The organism is Halorhabdus utahensis DSM 12940 (assembly GCF_000023945.1).
Classification (GTDB): domain Archaea; phylum Halobacteriota; class Halobacteria; order Halobacteriales; family Haloarculaceae; genus Halorhabdus; species Halorhabdus utahensis.
Window position 1 is genome coordinate 949,387 of the sequence record NC_013158.1, and the last position, 23,560, is coordinate 972,946.

21 protein-coding genes are annotated in these 23,560 nt (G+C 63.1%); 10 read left to right on the forward strand and 11 right to left on the reverse strand.

Annotated elements, in window-relative coordinates; genetic code table 11:
- Positions 1-132: 132 nt before the first annotated feature.
- The 6 genes from HUTA_RS04835 to glmS all read left to right on the forward strand — a co-directional run bounded on the left by HUTA_RS04835 (position 133) and on the right by glmS (position 11,062).
- Positions 133-990 (forward strand): CheF family chemotaxis protein, encoded by an 858-nt coding sequence (locus tag HUTA_RS04835; protein ID WP_015788747.1) that lies wholly within the window; start codon positions 133-135, stop codon positions 988-990.
- A gap of 151 nt (positions 991-1,141) precedes the next feature.
- Complete coding sequence (locus HUTA_RS04840; RefSeq protein WP_015788748.1) at positions 1,142-4,069, forward strand: endo-1,4-beta-xylanase; 2,928 nt, start codon at positions 1,142-1,144, stop codon at positions 4,067-4,069.
- 402 nt (positions 4,070-4,471) lie between these two features.
- A complete protein-coding gene (locus tag HUTA_RS04845; RefSeq protein ID WP_015788749.1) occupies positions 4,472-6,928 on the forward strand; it encodes a BGTF surface domain-containing protein in 2,457 nt (818 codons plus the stop codon).
- Between the two features lie 171 nt (positions 6,929-7,099).
- Positions 7,100-7,963 (forward strand): CheF family chemotaxis protein, encoded by an 864-nt coding sequence (locus HUTA_RS04850; protein WP_015788750.1) that lies wholly within the window; start codon positions 7,100-7,102, stop codon positions 7,961-7,963.
- A 97-nt stretch (positions 7,964-8,060) separates the two neighbouring features.
- Positions 8,061-9,254 (forward strand): sugar phosphate nucleotidyltransferase, encoded by a 1,194-nt coding sequence (locus HUTA_RS04855; RefSeq protein ID WP_015788751.1) that lies wholly within the window; start codon positions 8,061-8,063, stop codon positions 9,252-9,254.
- Complete coding sequence (glmS, locus tag HUTA_RS04860) at positions 9,254-11,062, forward strand: glutamine--fructose-6-phosphate transaminase (isomerizing) (RefSeq protein ID WP_015788752.1); 1,809 nt, start codon at positions 9,254-9,256, stop codon at positions 11,060-11,062. The genes HUTA_RS04855 and glmS overlap by 1 nt, the downstream gene beginning before the upstream one ends.
- Positions 11,063-11,071: 9 nt before the next feature.
- Here glmS and HUTA_RS04865 read toward each other — a convergent pair whose 3' ends face one another.
- Positions 11,072-11,542 (reverse strand): hypothetical protein, encoded by a 471-nt coding sequence (locus tag HUTA_RS04865; protein ID WP_143920326.1) that lies wholly within the window; start codon positions 11,540-11,542, stop codon positions 11,072-11,074.
- A gap of 11 nt (positions 11,543-11,553) precedes the next feature.
- A complete protein-coding gene (locus tag HUTA_RS04870) occupies positions 11,554-12,039 on the reverse strand; it encodes a DUF4330 domain-containing protein (RefSeq protein WP_015788754.1) in 486 nt (161 codons plus the stop codon).
- Between the two features lie 134 nt (positions 12,040-12,173).
- Between HUTA_RS04870 and HUTA_RS04875 the strand changes: the two genes are divergently transcribed.
- Positions 12,174-13,607, forward strand: coding sequence for a sugar transferase (locus HUTA_RS04875; RefSeq protein WP_015788755.1), 1,434 nt, complete (start codon positions 12,174-12,176; stop codon positions 13,605-13,607).
- A 69-nt stretch (positions 13,608-13,676) separates the two neighbouring features.
- Here HUTA_RS04875 and HUTA_RS04880 read toward each other — a convergent pair whose 3' ends face one another.
- The 7 genes from HUTA_RS04880 to thpR all read right to left on the reverse strand — a co-directional run bounded on the left by HUTA_RS04880 (position 13,677) and on the right by thpR (position 18,719).
- Positions 13,677-14,906 (reverse strand): RNA-guided endonuclease InsQ/TnpB family protein, encoded by a 1,230-nt coding sequence (locus HUTA_RS04880; RefSeq protein WP_015788756.1) that lies wholly within the window; start codon positions 14,904-14,906, stop codon positions 13,677-13,679.
- Between the two features lie 170 nt (positions 14,907-15,076).
- Positions 15,077-15,997, reverse strand: coding sequence for an NAD-dependent epimerase/dehydratase family protein (locus HUTA_RS04885; protein WP_015788757.1), 921 nt, complete (start codon positions 15,995-15,997; stop codon positions 15,077-15,079).
- 41 nt (positions 15,998-16,038) lie between these two features.
- On the reverse strand, positions 16,039-16,704 hold the full coding sequence (locus HUTA_RS04890) for a translation initiation factor IF-6 (protein WP_015788758.1): 666 nt from the start codon (positions 16,702-16,704) through the stop codon (positions 16,039-16,041).
- 2 nt (positions 16,705-16,706) lie between these two features.
- Positions 16,707-16,985 (reverse strand): 50S ribosomal protein L31e, encoded by a 279-nt coding sequence (locus tag HUTA_RS04895; protein WP_015788759.1) that lies wholly within the window; start codon positions 16,983-16,985, stop codon positions 16,707-16,709.
- Positions 16,982-17,134 carry a 50S ribosomal protein L39e gene (locus HUTA_RS04900; RefSeq protein WP_015788760.1) on the reverse strand — a complete coding sequence of 51 codons (153 nt, stop codon included), beginning with the start codon at positions 17,132-17,134 and terminating at the stop codon, positions 16,982-16,984. The genes HUTA_RS04895 and HUTA_RS04900 overlap by 4 nt, the downstream gene beginning before the upstream one ends.
- Before the next feature lie 49 nt (positions 17,135-17,183).
- Positions 17,184-17,987, reverse strand: coding sequence for a ZIP family metal transporter (locus tag HUTA_RS04905; RefSeq protein WP_015788761.1), 804 nt, complete (start codon positions 17,985-17,987; stop codon positions 17,184-17,186).
- Between the two features lie 174 nt (positions 17,988-18,161).
- Positions 18,162-18,719 (reverse strand): RNA 2',3'-cyclic phosphodiesterase, encoded by a 558-nt coding sequence (gene thpR / locus HUTA_RS04910; protein ID WP_015788762.1) that lies wholly within the window; start codon positions 18,717-18,719, stop codon positions 18,162-18,164.
- Positions 18,720-18,772: 53 nt separating this feature from the next.
- Here thpR and HUTA_RS04915 point away from each other — a divergent pair, with 53 nt between their 5' ends.
- Both HUTA_RS04915 and HUTA_RS04920 read left to right on the forward strand, forming a co-directional pair.
- On the forward strand, positions 18,773-19,528 hold the full coding sequence (locus HUTA_RS04915; RefSeq protein WP_015788763.1) for a tetratricopeptide repeat protein: 756 nt from the start codon (positions 18,773-18,775) through the stop codon (positions 19,526-19,528).
- A 1-nt stretch (position 19,529) separates the two neighbouring features.
- On the forward strand, positions 19,530-19,862 hold the full coding sequence (locus HUTA_RS04920; protein ID WP_015788764.1) for a DUF424 domain-containing protein: 333 nt from the start codon (positions 19,530-19,532) through the stop codon (positions 19,860-19,862).
- Positions 19,863-19,889: 27 nt separating this feature from the next.
- On the opposite strand, the gene HUTA_RS04925 is transcribed toward HUTA_RS04920, so the two are convergent.
- Both HUTA_RS04925 and htpX read right to left on the reverse strand, forming a co-directional pair.
- Entirely contained in the window at positions 19,890-20,906 is a 1,017-nt protein-coding gene (locus HUTA_RS04925) for an SGNH/GDSL hydrolase family protein (protein WP_015788765.1), read from the reverse strand.
- Between the two features lie 93 nt (positions 20,907-20,999).
- A complete protein-coding gene (gene htpX, locus HUTA_RS04930) occupies positions 21,000-21,878 on the reverse strand; it encodes a zinc metalloprotease HtpX (protein WP_015788766.1) in 879 nt (292 codons plus the stop codon).
- Between the two features lie 144 nt (positions 21,879-22,022).
- Between htpX and HUTA_RS04935 the strand changes: the two genes are divergently transcribed.
- Positions 22,023-23,252: a digeranylgeranylglycerophospholipid reductase gene (locus tag HUTA_RS04935; protein WP_015788767.1), complete on the forward strand. Its 1,230-nt coding sequence runs from the start codon at positions 22,023-22,025 to the stop codon at positions 23,250-23,252.
- Positions 23,253-23,560 lie beyond the last annotated feature (308 nt).

Here is a 23,560-nt window from a genome sequence, read left to right on the forward strand (position 1 = left end):
GCTCGGACGAATTCATCCCAAGCCGGGAAACGGGCCGACCGGACAGTGAGTACTGCTCCGTACGATCACCCGGCGTCGGGTGAGAACTTATATGCCCGTGAGTGGCTAACTCCCGGGTAGGCACGCGGGCCCATGAGCGAGGAAGAACGAAAGATCCTGGACATCGCCGGAGACTACCGGCAGGTCCGCCGCGACGGCCAGCCGGTCGAGGATCCCGACTGGCAGTCCGCACGGATCGTCCTGACGGACAGACGGCTCGTCCTCGCGGGCAACGGATCGAACCGGACGATCCCCCACGGGCGGGTCACGATCCCGGACGACCTCGATGGGGCCGAAAACGCCGCCGAGACGCTCGTTTTGCAAATGGGCTCGACCGTGATCGAAGTGTCCCCCGCGGGTGAGACGGATTTTCAAGACGCGTACTATCGGGCAAACCTCGCCGGCGAGGTCGTCCTCGTGAATCATCCAGCAGTCGTCGGCGGTGTCGTCCAGGAGGACGCAGCGTGGGAGAAAGCGAAGTTCTCGACCACCGAAGACGGGTTCTCGCTGACGTTTCCCGGCGGGGATCGCGTCAGGTGTGACTTCGCTGACGTCGGGACCGTCGAGACGGGATCGCGATCGGTCATGGGAGAGACACGACCGGTCGTCGAGATCGAACACACCGACGATGATGACCGGAGCGTCGAGACCCACCTCTCCGGGACGGAGCGACACACGTCCGTCCTCCGGGAACTGTTCGAGGAACGCGTCGCCGAACGCGACGAGGATTACGAACTCACCGAGACAGAGAGCCAGGTGTTGATGGCACTGTACTCCGGCGTCTCCCCGTTCGAGATGAGCGACTTCGTCGGCCTCAGCGTCGATGAAGTCGAAGAAATCTACCAGAAGCTGCTCGACGTCGGTGCGGTCGACAAAGTCCGCACCCGCACGGAAGTCTCACTCAACGCTCAGGGCCGCAACATGGCCAGCGAGGCGATGAGCGAGCAGTGAGCTCGGTGTGTTTGAATTGCTTCCTGACGGTAAATGATATCAAATGGTCATACTTTTCGGCGGAAGTCCCACGCAGGTTGTGCGATTCGACGACTATTTTTCCCAAAACACTAAGTAAAATCGTGACGAACCAACCAACCGCTATACACAGATGACAGACGATAGATTACACGTTCACGGCGACAGGCGGACGTTCCTGAAGTCCGTCGGGGCACTGGGGGCGGCAACTGCAGTCGGGTCGGGGACAATTGGGTCAGTGGCAGCCGATGGCCACCTCGACGAGTATCACCAGACGCTGCAGAGTGAACTCCAGGAGCAGTACGACTTGCCGGCTGGGTCGTTCCTGTTCGGGGCGACCGAGCAGGCGACGATCGACAGCTTCGAATTCCAGTCGGGGGATAGCGGGAATCTCTCGGAGATCTCGATCGACAACGACAGCGTCCCGATCACACAGGGCGTCCAAATCGAGGTAAACGAGGAAGGCGCAGACTCCTGGTCGTACTCCTACCAGCGGTTCCTCACGGAGCAGGACTTCGCGCAAGGTGACGTCCTCCTCGGTGTCGCGTACCTCCGGAGCGAGTCGGACAACGCGGAGACGGAAGGGTTCTTCAAATATCGGTACAAGGACGCCGAAGGCGACGACTGGAGCTATCAGAACGCGAACTACATCACGGACAACTCGGCCGTCCAGCCCGGCTCGGAGTGGACGCGCTATTACTTCCCGATCGAAGTCGGGTCCCGCCCGGGTTCAATCCGGGACGCATACGTCGAATTCTGGCTCGGGATGGCCCAGCAGACCGTCGAGTTCGGCGGGATGGCGCTGATCGACTACAGTGACGCCGACGTCGGGATCGGCAACCTCCCGAGCGGGGAGGCGGTGCCGCCCGAGGAGAGCAGTGGCTATCAGATCTGGACGGACACTGACGACCCGTACTACTCGGATCTCGTCAGCGACCTCAAGGGGTACAACCTCGGTGGGGCGGGTAAGTTCGCCTACGGGACGACCGAAGCCGCGACCTTCGACGCCTACGAGGTCGCCGGCGGCAGTTCCGACCTCGCCAACCAGGAGTCCATCGATGTCGGCGACGACGTCCCGTTCTCGGAGGCGACCCGGATCGAAGTGACCGAGCAAGCCGACGACGACTGGCTCGTAAACCTCAAGGCGTACGGCGATCGGGCACTCGAGAGTGGTGACGCGTTGCTCGGCGTCGCGTACATGCGCGCCCCCGAGGGAGACACATCGATCACCTACAAGATGACCTCCTCGGGTGACGAGTCGGCCAACTACGTCACCAAGCCGCGCCCGCCGCTCACCGGCGAGTGGAAGCGGTTCTACTTCCCGATCGAGGCCGGAAGCGCCGCCGCATCGGGCGAGTGGTGGACCGAGATCTGGCTCGGCGCACAGGCCCAGACCGTCGACATCGGCGGCCTCGCCGTGGTCGACTTCGCCAAGGGTGTCTCGGTCGGTGACCTCCCTGCCTGGGAGCAAGAGATCAACGAGGAATGGGAAGACGAAGCCGATGCTCGGATCGAGGAACACCGCAAGACCGACGTCGCGGTCGAAGTCGTCGACGGCGACGGCAGCGCCGTCGAGGGGGCCGACGTCGAGGTCGCGATGCAGGAACACGACTTCAGCTTCGGCACCGAGGTCACGGCCGACCACCTGATCCAGAACACCGAACCGGGTGATCAATATCGACAGGTCATCACGGAGAATTTCAACACCGCCGTCCTGGGCAACCATCACAAGTGGCGCTTCTTCGAGGAGGCACAGGACATCGCCGACTCGGCGACCGAATGGCTCGTCGAGCAGAACATGCGGATCCGCGGGCACGTCTGTCTGTGGGCAGCCGTCGACTCCTACGCCGTGCCGGAAGACGTCGTCGCGGCGATGGGGCGCGAGTGGTCGGAAGTCGAGAATCCCGAGCTCGATCCGGAGTACGTCCGCGATCGGACGATGTCTCACATCGAGGAGATCATCAACCACTACGCGGACTTCCAGGACTACGGCAGCGTCATCGACGAGTGGGAGGTTCACAACGAGACCACCCACGTACCCGGATTCATCAAGGCGGTCCGCGGTGTCGGTCCCGACGAGGAACTCGACATCAACGCCGTCGAAGCACCGGTCCTCGCCGAGTGGCACAACCACGCCGAGGATGTCGCCCCCGACGACGTCGGGATCGCGATCAACGACTACAACACCATCGAGGGGCCGTATCAGTCGACGCGTGACAACCACAAGCGGATGGCCGAGTTCCTGATCGAGAACGACGTCGATCTCGACGGGATCGGCCTCCAGAGCCACTTCAGCCAATCGTCGGCACTCACGCCATCCGAGATCTGGGAGGCCCTGGAGTTCTACAGCGGCCTCGGTGCCGGCATCCGGATCACCGAGTTCGACATGGCCGACGACACCTGGATGGAAGCCGACAAGGCCACCTTCTTCAAGCAGTTCCTGAAGATAACGTTCAGCCATCCGAACGCGGAGACCTTCATGGTGTGGGGCTTCCAGGACTCCCTCCACTGGCGGGACGACGCTCCGTTCTTCGACTCCCAGTGGAACCCCAAGCCGGCCCTGGACGTCTGGCAGAACCTCATCTTCGACGAGTGGTGGACCGAGGAATCCGGCAGCACGGACGCCGACGGAATGTTCGCGACGGACGCCTTCAAGGGCACGTACCACATCACCGCGACCCACGGCGAGGAGACCGTCGAGCGCGAGGTCGAGATCAGCGACGACACCGACACCCTGACGATGACGGTCGGCGAAGGCGATGGCGAGCAAGACGACGGCGAAGCAGACGACGGCGAAACAGACGACGGAGAGGACGATGGCGAAGAAACGCCGCCCGGTGCACTGCCCGGCGGCAAGGGAGCCCCCCAGGACCTCGACGGTGACGGCCTCCACGAGGACGTCAACGGCGACGGCAACGCTAACATCGCCGACGTCCGGTCGCTGCTGAACAATCGTAACAACGAGATGGTCCAGTCGAACGCCGACGCCTACGACTTCACTGGAGACGGCAAAGTCGGCGTCAGCGACGTCCTGGAGCTGTTCCGGAAGCTCTACCGGTAACGCCCGTCCCGCAGCCTATCCGGTCCGGGAATCGACTTCGCTTGAACACCGTTCGATGGCGGCGTATTCGATAACTAACCTTTTGTCCTGTGTGCGCGAAGCAGCATTCGCACAGCCGGCAGCGTGACATCAAACCGGGGCGGACCCGGGCGATTCGACACCCGACTTAAATGCTTTGTGGGAGCGACCGCGATCGAAGAGGAAGAAACCGGGAATAGAGTGACGTTCGCGGCCAGTCGTGGGGCTTGCGGGGGTCGGGCATACCCGGCCTGAACCAGAAAGCATTTACCACATCTGGTAGATGGATTACAACGTGAACCGTCAGTCCCGTCTACCACTGGAGGGCCGACGCAATGTGTCCCCAGTGGCAGGGTGCTGACGGGGACAGACACACTACAAACTATGACAGACACAACAAGCAAACTCCGCGCGCTGTTCCTCGCAGCGCTGATGGTCTTCAGCGTCTTCGCTGGGACCGTCGCGCTGAGTGGCAGTGTCGCGGCAGCGGAATCAGGAAACACCAGCGGCGTTGACGGCCCGGTGTTCCAGGGAGAAGAGCTTACAGTTGACTCGGGAACCTATTCGGCCCAAGGTGGCGGCGACGACGTGATCGTCGGGAACGGCGACCTCGTCCAGGTTCGAAGAGGTATCCTCGGCGACCAGGACTCGACGCAGGAGGCCGTTGCCGAGGTTGAGAGCGGATCGGCCGTATTCTCGGGTAGTCAGATGGATCTCGAGACGGGGTACTACTTCCTCCGTGCAAACGGGTCGAACCTTCAGGGTACCCAGTTCGAGATCGTCCAGCAGGACCTCGAGGTATCAAACTGGGGAGGCGTCTATTACGATGACGAGGCCGGATTCGACGACAACGGTCTCAACGTCAAGACGGACAACCTCGGCGTCGCCGAGGGATCCTTCAACATTCTCGTCAACTCCACGAGCCTCGACCAGAGCGAACTGAACACGGTCTTTGGCGGGGCAGCATCGGCCCACGGAGACCACAAGATCCAGCTGACCGTTGACTCGTCGGACAAGTACTTGGGTGTCAACTTCTCCAGCCTGGACCTCGGCACGTACGACTTCACGGTGGAGTCCCAGACCTCGAATGCCGAGGGCACGTTCAGCATCGAGTACAAGACGGCCGGAGAAACCACGGCATCCTTCGAGAACAACGTCTTCAGCCAGGAAGTCGGTGACAACGCCGCGTTCACCGTCAACATGGAGAACACCGACACGGCGACGGTCAACATCACCGACGATTCCGGTGAATACTGGGCCAACCTCACCGTCATGGACAGCACCAACGGCGGCGACGCCGACGACGGTCAGGTCACTGTCCAGATGAACACCTTCCTCGCCGGCGGACACGGAAACGCATTCTCGCCGGCAGAGGGTGCAGACACCGTGAACGTTGACTACGAAGAATCCATCGGAGACTTCCGCCTCGCGACCGGCTCGTACGACCTGACGGTCAACGCCGGTAACGAGGAGCAGGACGTCGCGACGCTCGCGCTGAACCCGCGTGAAACGGTCAGTGCATCGACGATCGTCGCGCCGATGAACGACAACTTCGAAGATGTCTCCGAGATCACGAACGGGACCGAGATGTCCCACGTCGCCTTCGGTGACAACCTCGCAGTCGAGGTCGAGGCATCCGGTGTCTTCGCCTACCTCGGTAGCGCCACCAGCGACGGACTCAACGTCACGTTCAAGCAGGAGAACTTCGACGGCAAGTACGGCAACGCGCCCGAATTCGACATTAGCGGGGACGACTTCAGCATCGAGCCGGACGCTGCCAACAACCGCTTCTTCGTCGTCGTTGATACGGACGCACAGACTGGCCTTCCGGACACGCAAGACATCAGTGCCGGGGAGGAGTACTCGGTCACCTTCGAAGTCGACGGCGATAACAACCCGTACGTCGCCAGTGGTGAAACCGAAACCGTGAGCACGGACATCACGTTCGCCGAGCGGAGTAGCTCCTTCGACCTGGTCGAGTCTCCGTACGATGTCGAGAACGTCGACAGCGCCGAGATCAAGGGTAGCAGCAACCTTGCGCCCGGCACCACGATCACGGTCCAGGCGCTGAAGTCCGGTGACTTCCTCGAACAGGACACTGACGTCGAAGTCATGGACAACGGCACGTGGACTGCCCAGTTCGACTTCGGCGACCGCGAGGTTGGCGAAGAGTTCGAACTCTCGCTGAAGCGCGCCGGTAACACGGACGCTGTCGACGCGGTCTTCTCGGACACGCCCGAATGGGAGACCCAGGAGTCCGCCGAGGCACTCCAGGCCCAGATCGACGAGCTCGAGACGCTCCTCAACAGCACGATGGACGAGCTGAACGCGACCGAGAGCATGCTCGAGCAGAAGAACGCCACGATCGAAGAGCTCGAACAGGAGCTCAACGAGACCGGTGGCGCAAGCCAGGAACTCCTCGACCAGAAGAACGCAACCATCGCGGAGCTCCAGAACCAGACCGAGGAGCTGAACCAGCAGCTCGCGGACGCTGAGAGCCAGCTTCTCAACCAGACGACCACGATCGCGGACCTCGAGTCCGAAGTCAGCGCGATGAACCTCTCGGCCCGGAAGTGGGAAGCGGAAGCCTCCGACCTCCAGAACCAGACCGAGAGTCTCCAGAGCATGCTCGAGGCCAAGAACTCGACGATCTCCGAGCAGGAGTCGACGATCTCCGAGCGAGACTCGACGATCAGTGAGCTCGAATCCGATGTCTCCGATCTCGAGAGTCAGATCGAAGACGCACAGAGCACGACCGCCAGCGGCCCCGGCTTCACGGCCGTGCTCGCGCTGGTCGCACTGATGGGCGCCGCACTGCTCGCAGTCCGCCGCCAGCAGTAAGACACCCATCCGAATCACGACTGACCGCCGAAAGCGGTTCTGACGCGCGATCTTCATTTTTTGGTGCGCTACGTCGGACAGCGATAGCTCCGTCCGCGACACCGATAGGCCAACGGCCGAAACGCCTAATCACCCGGGTGCCGTATCTCGAAGAGAGCGAGATCACTATCGATGAGCGAGGGCGAGCGTAAACTGATGGACGATCGGGGGCAGTACCTCCAGGCAGCCACGGACGGCAGAGACATCCAGGATGCCGACTGGACGCAGTGCCGAATCGTACTCACGACAAAGCGGATCGTCCTCATCGCCGACGAGAAGCAGGTGATTCCACTGACCGACGTCGACGACGTCGGTGGTCGCTTCGACGTCAACCAGAACGCGGCCGGCGTCGCGAATTACGTCACGCTCCATATCGACGATGACGTCATGCTCCTGCGGGCACCTGAACAGGAGGCTTTCGAGACGGACCTCTACCGGGCGTTTCTCGATAATACGCTCATCTACGTCCAGCATCCGGCGGTCAAGGGTGGCGTCGTCCAGGGAACGGAATGGCAACGGGCGAAGGTCAAGCTCACAGACGAGGCGATCAAACTCGCGGTCGCCGACGGGCAATACGTCACCATCGGCCGGGACGACATCGGTGACGTCGAGACCGACGAACGGACTGTCGACGGGGCCGAACGACGGATCTTCGAGGTCGAGCACACCGACAGCGAGGACCGGAGCGTCGAGACCCACATCACCGGTGAAGGCCAACAGATCACGATCCTGGAGGCGATTCTGGAAGAAGGTGTCGAGCGAAACCGCGCGAACCTCGACCTCTCGCCGACCGAACAGCAGATCGTGATGGCGCTCCACACGGGCGTCTCGCCCTTCGATATCCCCGATTTCGTCGACGAAGACGTCAGGGAGATCGAGGAGATCTTCGATCGGCTGATCGAACTCGACGTGATCGAAACGATCCGCGAGCGGACCGAAGTCGAGATGACCTCCCGAGGGCGACAGGTCGCGAGCGAGGAGATGGGGTCACAGTAACGTCACGTGGCCGTCCGATCCGGAGTCGTGGCTGGCAATTCTCGCAGAAATTGTGTGAACCCATCAGGTTGAAACCAGGTCCACGCGTCTGTCCGATATGAGCTGTCAGACAGCCATCGTCCTCGCAGCCGGAGAAGGCACGCGTCTCCGGCCGCTGACACACAACCGCCCGAAGCCCATGCTCCCCGCGGGAAATACGCCGATTCTGGAGTACGTCCTCGACGCACTCGTCGAGGCTGGTGTCGAGGAACTCGTCCTCGTCGTCGGCTACGAGCGCGATCGGGTCCAGAATCACGTCGGGCCGACCTACCGGGGGCGGCCGGTCACGTACGTTGACCAGACGAAACAACTCGGCACGGGTCACGCACTCCTCCAGGCCCAGGCAGCCGTTGAGGGATCGTTCCTCGTCGTCAACGGCGACACTCTCATCGACCCGACAATCGTCGAGGACGTCACCGACCAGTTCGAAGAGAGTGAGCCGCGAGCGACGTTGGCCGTCCTCGACGGTCCCGACCCCACGGATTATGGAGCTGTCCTCGTCGAGGATGGGCTTGTCACGAATCTGGTCGAGAAACCGGACGCTGGCGAGTATCGCTACATCAACGCTGGCGTCTACGCGTTCGAGCCGTCGATCTTCGAGATGATCGAACGGACGCCGCGCGAGGCGGGCGAGTTGGCGCTGACCGACACCCTGGCACGGCTGATCGACGATCGCAGCGTCGGCGCAGTCGAGACCGACGGCACGTGGGTCGACGCAACCTATCCGTGGGATCTGCTCGAACTCGCACGAACGGTCCTCGCGAACGGCCGGCTCGATCCCCCGGAGTCTCGCGACCAGGTCTGGATCGACGCGAGTGCGTCTGTCCACGAGGCAGCGACGATCCAGCCACCGGCAGTCATCGGTCCGGATAGTGAGGTCGGTGCAGGTGCGGTGATCGGGCCAAACGTCGCGATCGGTCGGAACGTCACCGTCGGTGCCAACGGGACGATCGCCACAGCCGTCCTCGACGACGACGCACGCGTCGGCCCGGGTTCGACCCTGATCGATGCGATCGTCGGCCAGGCCGTCACTCTGGGTCCGAATGCCGTCGTCTCGGGTGGACCGGGCGACGTCCGGATCGGAACGGCGATCTACGAGGACGAGCCACTCGGCGCACTACTGGCCGACCGGGTGGAGGCAGGGGGCGACGTCAGCTTCGCACCAGGGACACTCGTCGGGCCGAACGCACATCTGGCGACCGGCGTCAGCGTCGAGGGGTGTGTCACCGAAGGGGCGGAGGTGCGGCGCTGATGTGCGGGATTATCGGCTGTGTGGGTCACGACACGGAAACGACCGACGTCCTCGTCGAAGGTCTCTCGACCCTCGAGTATCGCGGGTACGACTCGGCGGGGGTCGCACTGGCAGACGGCCAGCTAGCGGTCACGAAGCGATCGGGCACGATCGACGAACTGCGGAAGGCAGTCGACATCGAGCAGCCCGACGGGCCAGTCGGCATCGGCCACACGCGCTGGAGTACCCACGGCCCGCCGACCGACGAGAACGCGCATCCCCACACCGATTGTACGGGTGACGTCGCCGTCGTCCACAACGGGATCATCGAGAACTATCAGGAACTCAGAGACGAACTCGGCGAGGACCACACCTTCCTGAGCGAGACCGACACTGAAGTGGTTCCACACCTCATCGAGGAAGCCCTGGAAACCGGTGCCGATCCGGAGACTGCAGTGCGCCAAGCTGTCTCCCGGCTGGAAGGAAGCTTCGCCGTCGCCGTCGTGATCGCCGGTCTGGAGACCGTCTTTGCCGTTCGAAACGACTCGCCGCTCGTGCTCGGACTCGGCAGCGACGGCGGCGAGGGGCCGGCAGACGCCTACTATCTCGCGAGTGACGTCCCGGCGTTCCGTGCGTACACTGATCGCGTCGTCTACCTGGACGACGGCGAGTTCGCCCGGATCGATCCGGACGGGTGGACAGTCTCGACGATCGCTGGTGAACCCGTCGAGAAGACGGTCGATACCGTCGAGTGGGACCCCGAAGAGACGGGCAAGGCCGGCTACGATCACTTCATGGCCAAGGAGATCAACGAACAGCCCCGGTCGTTGCGCCAGGGTCTCTCCGAACGGGTCGACGAACTCGCCGGCGAGGTCGATATCGGCGACCTGGCGTACCTCAACCCGCGCGGGGTTCAACTGGTCGCCTGTGGCACGAGCTATCACGCGGCAGTGTACGGCGCTCAACTGTTCCGGGACGCCGGCGTCCCGGCACAGGCCTTCCTGGCTCACGAGTACGCGAGCGCGCCACCGCCGGTCGGCGACGATCTGGTGATCGGTGTGACCCAGAGCGGCGAGACGGCCGATACGCTCTCGGCACTGCGAGCGGCCCGATCGAAGGGCGCAACGACGCTCGCGGTCACCAACGTCGTGGCTTCGACAGCCGCACGGGAGTGCGATCACGTCTTCTACATCAAAGCGGGCCCGGAGATCGGCGTCGCCGCGACCAAGACCTTCGCCTCGCAATTGACAGCGCTCAACCTGCTGGCGACCGGAATGGTCCCGACCAAGGACGATCGCGAGTCGATCGCCGCACTCAGAGATCTGCCCGCCGACGTCCAGGAAGTCCTCGACGAATCGCAGGCCGAAGCGGTCGCCGAAACGTATCTCGACAGCGACGCCTACTTCTTCCTGGGTCGAGGACTCCAGTACCCTGTCGCCCTGGAAGGGGCACTCAAGATGAAGGAGATCACGTACAAACACGCCGAGGGGTTCGCCGCCGGTGAGTTGAAACACGGTCCGCTCGCGCTCGTGACGGCGAACACCCCGGTGTTCGCGATGGTGACTGGCGACGGCGAGCAGGCCCGCAAGACCATCGGCAACGTCAAAGAAGTGGAAGCGCGGGACGCGCCGGTCGTCGCCGTGACTGACGGTCAGAGCGACGTCGAACGCTACGCCGATCACGTCCTCTCGGTTCCCGAAAGTCCGCCTCGGACGGCCGCGGTCCTGACGAACGTGCAACTCCAACTCGCGGCCTACCACACGGCCGCGAAACTCGGTCGCCCCATCGACAAGCCCCGGAATCTGGCGAAAAGTGTAACTGTCGAGTGAAATCGGGGTTCAACGAGTTCGCTCTCTTGGGTCCGGATCGGCCTTATCACCGCCATCGGACAGTTCAGGCGGTTCAAACACTGTCTGGAGCACCTGGGCCGTTCGGGAGTTTGCCGCGGTTGTGGTGAGACCACCGGGTCCGTCCCCGGGTGCGAGTCGCGACCCACGATACCACTGGGAAAGAATCGACCCAAGTGGCTGAACCAGTCGAAGAACGGGGCCGACAGTCACCGTCTCTCGGAGGTCGATCACGATCACGTCGGCGTCAGGTTCAGACGTGAGCCAGCGATAGATCGGGGAGTGGCGAAGGAAACGCTGGATCGTTCGGAACAACCTGCACGCGGCCGATGACCGCCGACCGGCCCCAAAGAGCATGCCGACGAAGACGACGAACTCGCGTAGCCGTGACCGACTGACAGCCCGTCGAAACGTGGTGCTGTAGTTGTCGACGGCACCGATCACCTGCGATGACTGAGTCATGGGTCGATCGGTCATCCTGGTTCAGATGCAAAGCTCGTGACCGTTCCGTTGACGGAGACACGCCCGAAGTCAAACGTGACGCTACGGCCGATCTCGAGCGGCTCGTCGTTGAAACGATACGCCGTCACTCCGTCGTCGGGTACCTCACTAACGGAGAGGGTCACCGCCATCGTCACAGTGCGATTCAACGGATGGTCACGTTCGTGTAACGTCCCGTTGTCGGCTCGAACGGCAACGGTCGTCGGTCTGATCGACTTGTTGTGAACGGCTACGACCGAACTGCCGTCAACTGAGCCTTCGGGAATAGCTGCGGCGACGTACGGCTGGACGGGTGGCGTTTGTGCGGAGATGGTTATTTCCCGGGGTTCAGCTGGAGACTCCTGGCCAACGACCAGGGCCGCGCCGGCGACAACTGTCGAAAGGACGACAAGGACGACCAGCGCGTCGATGACGTTGACAGTGCCGAACAGTCGACCCTGCTCGTCGATGACATCCATCGTAGTAGTAGCGACACGCGGTTGTCGGATAGACTTTTCGCGTCGAAACGAATCCAGGCACGAGGAGTTGTCATGGGAAAATATATTCCACACGGGCGCAGGATTTATTCGATCCGGTAACGCACACTACGTCGATGGAAACCCACTGGCGGTACCGGATTACGGGCGTGTTCGGAACCGCCATCATCGCGTTCGTCGGGGTCGTCCTGTCGAACGAGCCACTTATCCGATCGGTTACCGGTCTGGTGCCGGTGTTGTCGACACTGCCGGCCGATCGGGCGGTCGGCGGTGAACTCCTCTTCGAGGCCACGACGGCGACGGTCGTGGTGCTCGCGGCGATGGCACCGCTGTACAAACCGCGCCCACGCCGGATCCTGGACACGTGGATGAAGGCCGTCCGTCGGACGATACTGGCGTTACTTTCGCTTGCGACCATCGGCTACTTCGATTACACCTATCAGCTTCCACGGGCGACGTTGCTTGTAACCGGTGGCTTCCTGCTGGTGGCCCTGCCGCTTTGGTTCGTGGCGATCCGGCGTCGACCGGCCGAAACCGGCGAGCGCACGATCATCATTGGCGACGACGCAGCGCCAATCCGGGAGATCTTGCGCGCCGTGGATCGACGTGTCATCGGCTACGTTTCACCACCATCCGCGTACGTGGGAGACGACCAGCCACCGGCGGTGCGCGCCCGAAAGACGGACGGTGGAGAAGTGCCGAGCCCTATCGAGACCCTGTCGTATCTCGGGGGGCTCTCACGGCTCGAAGAGATCCTGCTCGATTACGACATCGACACGGCCATCCTCGCGTTCGACCGACCGGACCGTGCGGAGTTTTTCGGAGCATTAGACACCTGTTATAAGCACGGTGTCGCCGCGAAGGTACACCGGGATCACGCCGATGTCGTCCTGACCAACGGGGCCGCAGGCAGCGAACTCGTCGACGTCGAACTCGAACCCTGGGACTGGCAAGACCATCTGATCAAGCGCGCGTTCGATCTCGCGTTCGCCACAGTGGGATTGATCGTCCTCTCGCCGATGATCGGGCTGATCGCCGTCGCGATCAAACTCGAAGATGGGGGCTCAGTTCTCTACAGTCAGGACCGGACGGCCACGTTCGGGGAGACGTTTACCATCTATAAGTTCCGAAGCATGGTGCCTGATGCCGAAAGTGAGACCGGCGTGAAACTGAGCGAAGAAGACAGCGGAGGACGCGACCCCCGGGTGACCAGAACGGGCCGGATCATCCGTCAGACACATCTCGACGAGATCCCACAGTTGTGGTCAATACTGGTCGGAGACATGAGCGTCGTCGGCCCGCGTCCGGAGCGGCCCACACTGGACGACGATATCGAGAGTACCGTCTCCGAATGGCGACGACGGTGGTTCGTGAAGCCCGGATTGACGGGACTCGCCCAGATCAACGATCTGACCGGAACCGAACCCGCACAGAAGTTCCGCTACGACATGACGTATATCCGCAAACAGTCCTTTTGGTTCGACCTGCAGATCGTGGTTCGGCAAATTTGGAAGGTGCTGGGTGACCTCTGTAAGCTAACCCACGGCTAAAGCCGTGGGCTTTCAGCGTGGACTCCCGCTCTGGCCGATTTGGTTCGAGAGACCTCCGGTCTCTCGTCATCACGAGACGGCTTTGCCGTCTCGAACGACCTCGGTAGGAGGCTCAAACTCTCCGTTCGCGTTCAGCGTCCCGCTGTTCAAGCGCACGCCTACGGGTGCGCCTCCACCAGAACCAGTTTGGTTCCGGCGGAGATACCGCAAACCGATATTCTTCGCCGCATTGTAATCCGCGTGGTTTTCGTAGCCACACTTCAGACACTCGAACGATTCACTCTCACGATTATCCGGGTGCGTGAACCCACACTCAGAGCAACGCCGCGACGTGTTCTCGGGATCAACTTGTTCAACCGTGATCCCGTACTCGGCGGCTTTGTACTCGACATATTCGTACAGGCGGTTAAACGCCCACTTGTGGCCCCACGACGCGCCAGTACGCTCGCGAATGTCAGTCAGGTCTTCAAACGCTATCACCGAACAGCCGTTCTCGCGGGCTTCAGCCACCAACTCGTTCGAGATACGGTGAAGCGTTATCTTGAACCGACCTTCTTCCTTGCGTCCGACAGCCTGCATATTCTCGTGTGCCCACCGCGTGCCGTGTTCCTGTAAGTCCCCACGCCGTTTCTCGTATTCCCGTTGCCAGTGGTCGAATTCGTCGCCCGTCCAGAACGTGCCCGTCGAGGCAACTGCGAGATTGTTCACGCCGAGGTCTACCCCGAGAACTGTGCTGTTCTCGGTGGCATCCTGTTCCGGCGTGTCAGGCTCCACGTCCGTCTTGCAGTGGATGTGAAGCATCCAATTACCGTTGCTGTAGTGCAGTTCTGCCCCCGTGGTTTCGTACTCGTCGGAGAAGAAATAGTCCGCGTGGGGCGTGTCTCGCTTTTCGTCAGGGAGCACGTAGTCGGCTTCGATGCGCCCGTCAACCGTTGCTAACGACACGTACTCGTCGTGGAAGGTGGCTGTTCGGTGGTCGTAGACGAGGTGCGGGCTGGTGAAGTGGGGCATCGACGCCTTCTTCCCCTGTTTCCACTTTTTGACCACGCTTTTACAGGCGTCAGCGGCCTTGTTCCGGGCGGCTTGGACGTGATTACTGTGTAACGCCGTCCCATCGCGCACGTCTTCGTAAGTGTCGTCGTGGAGCGTGGTCTTGCTCGTGGTAACGTATTCGCCCTCGAAAGCGTGGCGTGTGACGTAGTTAGCCGCCCACAGAAACTCGTCTACGGTGTCTTCGAGGAGTGCGGCGTCGTCACTGTCCACGTCGAGTTTGACCGGGACAGTCCGCCGCTTCTCCATACATCATATGTATGCTTGATAGTTCAAAAGCGTTGGGGAGTCAGCCCTGTCGTCGTTAGTCGATTGTCGCACGGAGCGGACGCGCTTCCTCCCACCCGTGAACGGGTAGGTTTCCGCGCTGTATCCGCTATGAGATGGTTGTCGGGACTGAGAGCAGTCGAATCTGAGTTTCACTGATCGAACAGCGTCGCGAGACCCGTTTCGAGTGGGACAGAAGGTTCGTATCCGAGCCGTTCGCGCGCCGTCGTGATATCAGCACGACTCCGTTGGATGTCCCCCGGTCGCGGATCGCCGTGAACGATCGGCGAATCAGTGCCGACCGTCGCCTGGATCGTTTCGGCGAGTGATCGGATCGACGTCTCCCCGCCAGTGCCAATATTGTAGGCTGTCCCGACGTGTTCAGTCGTCGCGGCCAGCAGGTTGGCTGTGACCACGTCGGAGACGTGAACGAAGTCTCGGGTCTGGGTGCCATCACCGTTGACGGTGATCGGTTCGCCAGCGCGGGCCTGCTCGCCGAAGATGCTGATCACACCACTGTAGTCACTCGCGGTCTGACGCGGCCCGTAGGCGTTGAAATAGCGGAGTGCGACGGTCTCCAGCCCGTAGAGGTCGTGATACGCCCGGAGGTACTGGTCGGCGGCACACTTATCGATCCCGTATGGGGATTGTGGATCCACTGGATCGGATTCGGTGATCGGGAGAGTGTCGGGGTCGCCGTAGATCGCCGCACTCGAGGCGAAGACGACACGCGCATCCACCCGTCGCGCCGCCTCAAGGAGTGTCAGCGTCCCGTCGAAGTTCACCTCGTGAGAGAACGCCGGCTCGTCGATCGATCGCTCGACACTGACGACGGCGGCTTTGTGGAAGATCAGGTCGACCCCATCGGAGACGTCGGCGACCACATCCGCATCACGGACGTCGCCCTCGACGAAGGTCGCGCCGTCAGGGACGTTCTCCCGTTTCCCAGTGGAGAGGTTATCGAGGACGATCACGTCGTTGTGCTCGACAAGTGCGTCAGCGAGGTGGCTCCCGATGAATCCGGCACCGCCGGTGATCAGGACGGTCTGTCCGCTCACCCGAGGTTGGCTCATGACAATAGCAGCGAACCACGACGTACAATAAGGTAGTGATATCAGTCGACGTAGCCGAGCGCACGTTCGATCCGACCGAGCTCCGGCCCGGTCGTGTCCTGCCCGACCACATAGCCGTTCCCGTTGGCGACCAGCCCGGAACCGACGAGCGGGCCACCGTAGTTGATGGTTCCGACGTCCGTCGGCACGTCCAGCAGATCAGCCACCCGGTCGAGTTCGGTATCGGTCGCCTTGGGATGGCAGAGTGCACCCCGGTTGGTCGCAACGGCCGCCGCCCCAACCGTCTGGGTACCGCCAATGTCACCGCGTTCGACGGGGACATCCAGCGCATCTTTGACGGCCTGGACGGCGTCTCGTGAGAGATCAGGGTGGACGAACGCGCCGTTGTCGTTCGCGAGGACGACGTTCCCGGCGGCGTTGATCCGCCCCGGGAGTTCGACGACCGGGGCGTCGATCGACGCTTCGATCCGGTCGCGTTCCTGTTCGGTCACGCGACTCGTCACGAGCAGCCCGTTCTCGTTGCCGGCGGCGAGGGCACCCACGGTCCCGGCCCCGCCGATCGTCGTCTCGACGATCGGGACCGACAGCTCCGAACCGAAGGCGTCGATGACGTCCTCGTCGGCGTCGGGGCGGACCAGAATATACTCGTCAGTAGCGCGTGCATAGACACCGACGTACGCCGATCCGGCGAAGGCCGTGCGGAGCAAGTTTACTCGGCGGGTTCAGCTTCGACGACGCTCTCGCCCGCTTCCTCGAAGCGCGCAGCGCGAACCCGGATCGAACTCGGCGGGTTCGAGCGGCCGTCCGCCCAGATCTCCTCGTTGATCGACGGGTCGAGGCGGACGTCATCGCCAGCGACCGAGAAGTGCTGTGCGAGGTGCTCACGGACCAGCGACATGGCCCTGCCGGCCCGGTCGCCGCTCGGTACGGCCTGGACGTCGCGGAGCGGGACAGTGACGACCCGCTCTTCGAATTCTTCGGCGCTCATTCGTCGGTATCGTTCCGTCGCCAGTGGCGTCGTTTCGGGTTGCGCTGTACGTCCTGATCGGTCTTCATCACGACCCACGCGGGGACGCGGCTGTTCTGGCGTTCGAGCTTCGCCAGACGCTGCTTCTTGCCCTTTGATTTCTTACCCATTGTACAGCCTCGTTCGCTGTCGTCGTTTATAGTTGTGTTCTTTCGGCCCTCAGATCAACGCGAGCGGAACCATGATCGCCACCCCGACGACGACGCCGGCAGTCAGTTCCGGCCGTCCCCGGGAGGGCAGGTCCGCGCCCGTCTCCAAGGCCTCGGGAATGAACTCCGTCAGGACGAGGTAGATCATCGCCCCCGCAGCGAACCCAAAGCCGTAGGGCAGAAAGTCCCTGGCTACCCGGACGAACGCGAACGCGAGGACGGCCCCGATCGGCTGGGGGAGACTCGAGAACACCGCCCACCAGACCATCCGCCACTCGCCGACGTCCATCGACCGTAGCGGGATGGCGATCGCCGTCCCCTCCGGGACGTTGTGGATCGAGATGGCGATCGTCATGAAGACTGCCAGGATGGGGACCGTCACGCCGAAGAGTATCGGGCCTTCCGCGCCCTCCAGCCCCAGTTCGGCGAAGGAGACGCCGACGGCCACGCCCTCGGGGAAGCTATGGACGGTCAGAATGCCGAGGATAAGCACGAGCTTCTTGTAATCGGCCTCCGCGTACTCCTGGGGGTCGATCTCCGCACCGTCGAGGACGCGATGGGCGAGGACGACCAACACGACGCCCGCGGCCATCCCGATCGCGATCTCGATCGCCGTTCCCTCGGCGAGCCCCTCGAAGATCAGGCCAAAGAGCGACGCGGCCACCATGATCCCCGAGGCGAGGCCCCACAGCGCCACATACCACTGGTCGCTGATGTCCTCGACCAGGAAAAACGGCAGCGCGCCCAGTCCGGTCGCCAGCGCGGTGATGAATCCCGCGACGAACACCAGCGTCAGATTCGCCAGCAAACTCATTAGACGATGGTTGGGTCGGGACGCACTTAAGAATTATCAATATACCAACCAATTTTGGTTGGCCTAAGTCGTTTGTCCGGCCTAAATCGCCATCTAATCCGATTAGAGCCGATATTTATTGGAAGTCCCCTGTTCCAGAATACACCATATTTCTTATATTACACACCACAGGCGTCACAGTTCGAACGATTCGAGCGTCGAATATTCGGGGCCACCGTCGGTGAGGACGCTCTCGGTCAGGCGGACCTCGGTAACGTCGAGGGTTCCGACGGTCGGATCTGCCTCGCGAAGGACGGTCTGGACCTGCTCCTTCCCGCCAGCGTGGTCCATCCGGGCGATGGTGACGTGGGGCGTGAACTCGTGGTCTTCCGGGTCAAAGCCCATCGCGACGGTTCGGTCCTCGATGGCTTCGTGGAGGGCTGTCATCGCCGGGCCGCCCTCGCGGACGCCGACCCAGACGACGGTGATGTACTCCTCGCTGGGGAACGCGCCGAGGCCACCAAATCGGGCCTCGAAGGGGGCGACGCCGCTCTCTTCGACTGCCGCGGTGAGTTCATCGGTGAGTTCGGGGAGGCGGTCCGGATCGGTGTCACCGAGGAACTTCAGCGTGACGTGGGCCCCCTCGGGATCGACGAAGTTCAGGCCCGAAGCACCCTCGAAGCGATCCTGGACGGCCGCGAGCGCCTCGGCGAGGCCGTCAAGATCGATGCTGACGAACAGTCGCTTGCCCATACCAGCCATTGGTGACGCAGGCCTTAACCATTTGACTGCCGTAGACGGTCTACATGACTGAGGAACCCGAAGACCACGAGTTCTCGGAGGGGCAGGGCTTTTCAGAGCCCTACGAAGGGTTCGACCTCGAACCGCCGGAACTCAACGTCGACCCCGACAGCGTCGACCCGGTCGACTCCCGCGTCGTGAGCGACCTCCTCGACGAGCGATCGATCGGTGGGGACGAAGTCGACGCCGAGGAATTGCTCGACGTCGGCATCAGCTACACTCGGATCCAGCGCTTCGAGGAGGCGACCGAGACCCTCGAACGCGCCGCCCGCTACGCCGAGGACGACTCGGTCGCACAGGAGGCCTGGGCGAACAAAGGAGCCGCCCACGCCGAGTTGGAGGAGTACGACGCCGCGATGGGGGCCTACCGCGAGGCGATCGAGATCGATCCCGACTCCGAGCACGCCGCGACGGCCGAGACCAACCTCGCGTACGCGCTCTGGGAGTCCGGCCGCTCCGAGCAGGCGCTCGAACACGCCGAGCGCGCCGTCGAGATCGACCCCCGATTCCCGCAGGCGTGGTACAACCGCGGCTTCTTCCTGCTCGAACGCGGCCTCGCAGAGGAAGCCATCGACGCCTTCGACAACGCCATCCGCCTCGGGTTCCGCAACGCGACCCTCCTGGAGGAGAAAGCCCGCGCCCACGAGGAGGTCGGCGAGGACGAACGCGCCGAGGAACTCGTCGAGGAGGCCGAAGAGCTCCGCCAGGAGACCGAAGAGGAGTTGATCGACGACGGCGCACAGACGGAACTCTACGAGTAAGATGACCGACGACGAGGGAACGGACGCGCCGGCGGATGCCAAACTCCTGCTCACCGAGCGCGAGACCGAGGAGGGACTGCTCGTCTCGGTGTGTGACGCGGACGTGCTGGGCGAGACGTTCGAAGATGGCGAGCTCTCGCTTTCGGTGACCGAGGAGTTCTACGGCGGGGATTCGGCGAGCACCGAGGCGGTCGCTGCGAGTCTGGCCCGGTGTGATACGGCGAATCTCGTCGGTGAGATGGCCGTCGAGATCGCCATCGATGAAGGGTTCGTCGACGAGGCGAACGTCCTCGACATCGACGGGACCCGCCACGCACAGTTGCTGTGGATGTGATTGCTCGACAGCGGCGCGGGCTGTGACTCACTCGACGAGCGGCTCGAGTTCCTCGGCGAGGTTGTGCCCGATCTCGACCATCCCGGCGTCGCCGGGGTGGAGGATATCGTCCATCAGCCCGGGCACAGAGAGGAGCTTCGAGCCGTCGATAAACGAGAGGTTGTCGTGGGCCGATTCGGTGACGAGTGTCTCAAGCGTCTCCCGGTAGGCCGCCGCTCGTTCCGGGTCGTCGCCCGCAACGACATCGGCATGGTACGGGAACAGCGAGACGGCGACGATCGGCTTTTCGGGGTGTGCGCCGGCCACCGTATCGAGCAGCTGGTCGGCGCTCTCACGGAACTGCTCGACAGTGAATCCCCGATTCGACATGTTGACCGAGACGGCGATCGTGGCGAAGTCCCAGTCGTCTCGGCCGGCGATGTGGTCGGCGATTGCCGGTTCGCAGTACGCCGACCCGGCCATGCCGAGGTTGATCGGATCGACGCCGAGCTGTCGAGCGGCGGTGGCGACGTACGCCAGGTGTGGATTCGAGAGCGCCCCCTCGGTGATGGAGGTGCCGTAAGCGAGATACCGGGTGTCGGGGAGTTCTGCGTCTCGGGGTGGACGAGCGTCACCGGCGACGTCGTGGAGCGCAACCCGTGACCACGCGTCGAAACGAAGGCGGCAGATTCGGGTGTCATACGCGGCGTCCTCGGCAGCCGCCGGATCGAGGTTCCGGACGCGGTCCGGGACGGAGAAGGTGTGCGTCGAAGGGTCCGGGCCGATCTCGAACGGTTCGGCCCCCTGGAACGGCCCCCAGAAGGGCTGGACGGTCGTCTCCCCCGCAGCCGAGAGCGTCACCTCGACAGTCGCGTCGTCGCCGTCGGGGACGAACCGAATCTCACTACCCGTCGGGCTCTGGACGCGGTCGCGGGCCATGACGTTGAGGTTCGCGGCCACGTCCCGCGGGACCCGATGGAGATGACCGCCGCCGTTGGTCCAGTCGGCCGGGGCGAGTTCGGCGACGTTGTGCAAGGACACGGACGGAAAGGCCTCGAGTTGCATGCGGACGCCCGGAAGATTCCGGCGACGGGCACAAATAGCTACGGTTGTCCCGTCATGGAATCCCGAGCGAGAAGATCGCGATCGAAGACGCCCTCAAACCGTCTCCATCTCGCGTTCGAGTTCCTGGAGGCGATCGATTCGCTTCTCCGTCGAGGGGTGGGTCCGGAAGAGGTTGGCGATCATCCCCTTCGAGATCGGGACGATGAAGAAGGCGTTCATCTCCGACTGGCTTCGGAGGTCCTCCTTGGGAACGCGGTCCATCCGATTGTCGATCTTCGCCAGCGCGGAGGCCAGCGCCGAAGGTTGGCCGGAGATGATCGCGCCGCCTCGATCGGCCGCGTATTCCCGGTACCGCGAGAGGGCCCGGATCAAGATGTACGAGACGATCCAGACGACCAGCGAGACGGCGATCGCGACGAAGATACCGCCGCCACCGCCCCGGCGGTTGCGCCCGCCGCCGAACAGCCATCCCCACCGGACGATCATGAACGCGATCGTCGAGAGGAAGGAGGCGATCGTCATCACCACGACGTCGCGGTTCTTGATGTGGGCGAGTTCGTGGGCGATGACACCCTCGAGTTCGTCTTGCTCCAGGGTCTCCATGATTCCCGTCGTCACACAGACCGTCGAGTTCTTCTTCGAGCGCCCGGTCGCGAAGGCGTTCGGGACCGAGGAGTCGGCGACGGCGACGTCAGGCTTGGGGAGGTCGGCCTGCTGGGCCAGCCGGGAGACGCTCCGGTGGAGGTCGGGGTACTCGTTCTCGTCGACCCGTTTCGCGCCCATGCTCCGCAGGGCGAGTTTGTCGCTGAAGAACAGCTGACCGAACGAGAACAACCCCATCACGACGACGATACCCACGAGGCCGACGCCAGCGGACGCGAGGACGCCGACGAAGACGATGTAGAGGGCAAACAGCAGGAACATCGTCACGACCATGCGCCCGCGCAGCCCCCAGTCCGGTTGCCACTGCATACGGGGGTCGTAGGCGGTCAGGGAAGAAAACCCCTCCGGGCACGGATACGGACCGGCCGACTGCCTCCACCGGAGCTATCACTCACCCCCAATATCAGGGGTACAGGTGGGAACACTCTTGGGGGAGACGCCGGATTGGGCTGTATGGTCGAAGGGTACGACGTGGTGATCGCGGGCGCCGGCCCGGCCGGGTGCCAGTGTGCACGTGACGTTGCGAGGCGGGGGTACGACGTGGTTGTCCTCGAAGCGGAATCGGCGGCCGAGTTCCCGCGCGGGAGCAACAAGTCCACGGGAGGGACGTTCCCGCCGATGCTTGCGAGTTTCGGCATCCCGGACGACGTGGTGATGCAGTTCACCGATAGCGTGGTCATCGAGTCCCCAACGGAGTATTTCCGGGCGGACCAGGTCGGTGCGGTCCTCGAGTTCGGTGCGTTCAAGGAGTTCCTCGTCGCGGACGGACGCGAGGCAGGGGCCGAGTATCGCTTCGACGCACGGGTCAGCGAGCCCCTGCTGGACGGCGACGACGTCATCGGCGTCCGATACAACGGTTCCGAGGAGGTCCACGCCGACGTCGTGATTGACGCCACGGGACCGGCCGCGCCCCTCGCCACGGCGCTCGGGGTCTCCGACCTCGAGCGAACGCGGCAGGCGATCGGGATCGAGTACGAGCTAGAGGGCGTGACCCTCGACGCCGACGGGATGGCCGACCTCACTGACGCGATGATGCTCCGCCTCGATCACGAGGTGGCCCCCGGCGGGTACGCGTGGGTCTTCCACACCGGCGACGATACCGCCAAGGTCGGCGTCTGTTACATCAACAACGAGGGCTATCAGCGCCACGCCACCGACGATCGAACCATCGACGGGTACCTCGACCACTGGTTGACGATCGACGACCGCTTCGCGAACGCGACGCGGATCGAGGGTCGACAGCATCGCGGTTCGGCACACATCCAGTCGCCGGGACGGATGACGACGGCCGGGTTCATCGCGATCGGCGACACGGTGCCGTCGCTCGACCCGCTGTGGGGCGAGGGCATCCACAATTCGATGCAGTCCGGGCGGGCGGCAGCGGTCACCGTCGACCAGGCGTTGACACCATCGCAGCCGGACACGAGTGCCGAGGCCATGGCGTACTACGAGTCGATCTGGCACCGGAAGATCGCGCCACGGATGGACTCGCGCCTCCGGATGACCGAGTTGCTCTACCTCGCGTCGAACGACCGATACGACCGGCTACTCGCCGAACTCCAACGTCTCGACGACGAGACGCTTTCGGCCGTCAACCAGGGGAGCTGGCGGGCCGTCGCTAAGCTGTTACACATCGAGGACGTCCCGCTGCTGGCGAAGTTCGTCAAAAAGCACGTCACGTAGCGAGAACGCGCCGCTTTTAGACGCCTGTCCCCTGCGGAAACCCAATGACGCGATCGGGTGCGTTCTGTCCGCGCTGTGGCGATCCAATCGAGTGCGGCCCTGGCAAACGGCCGGACCACTCGGCCGCCCGCGCAAGTCCCAGTCCGGTTGCCACTGCAGACGGGCACACGTAGGCAATTCAGGGAAGGACACCATCCGGGCGGCGGTGTCGGACAGCGGACATGTCGAGTAAACGACCCTCCCGGCCACCGATCATCGGGTGGTTCAGACCCACCGGTTTCATCCCGCGCCCGAAGGGGCACCCGCCT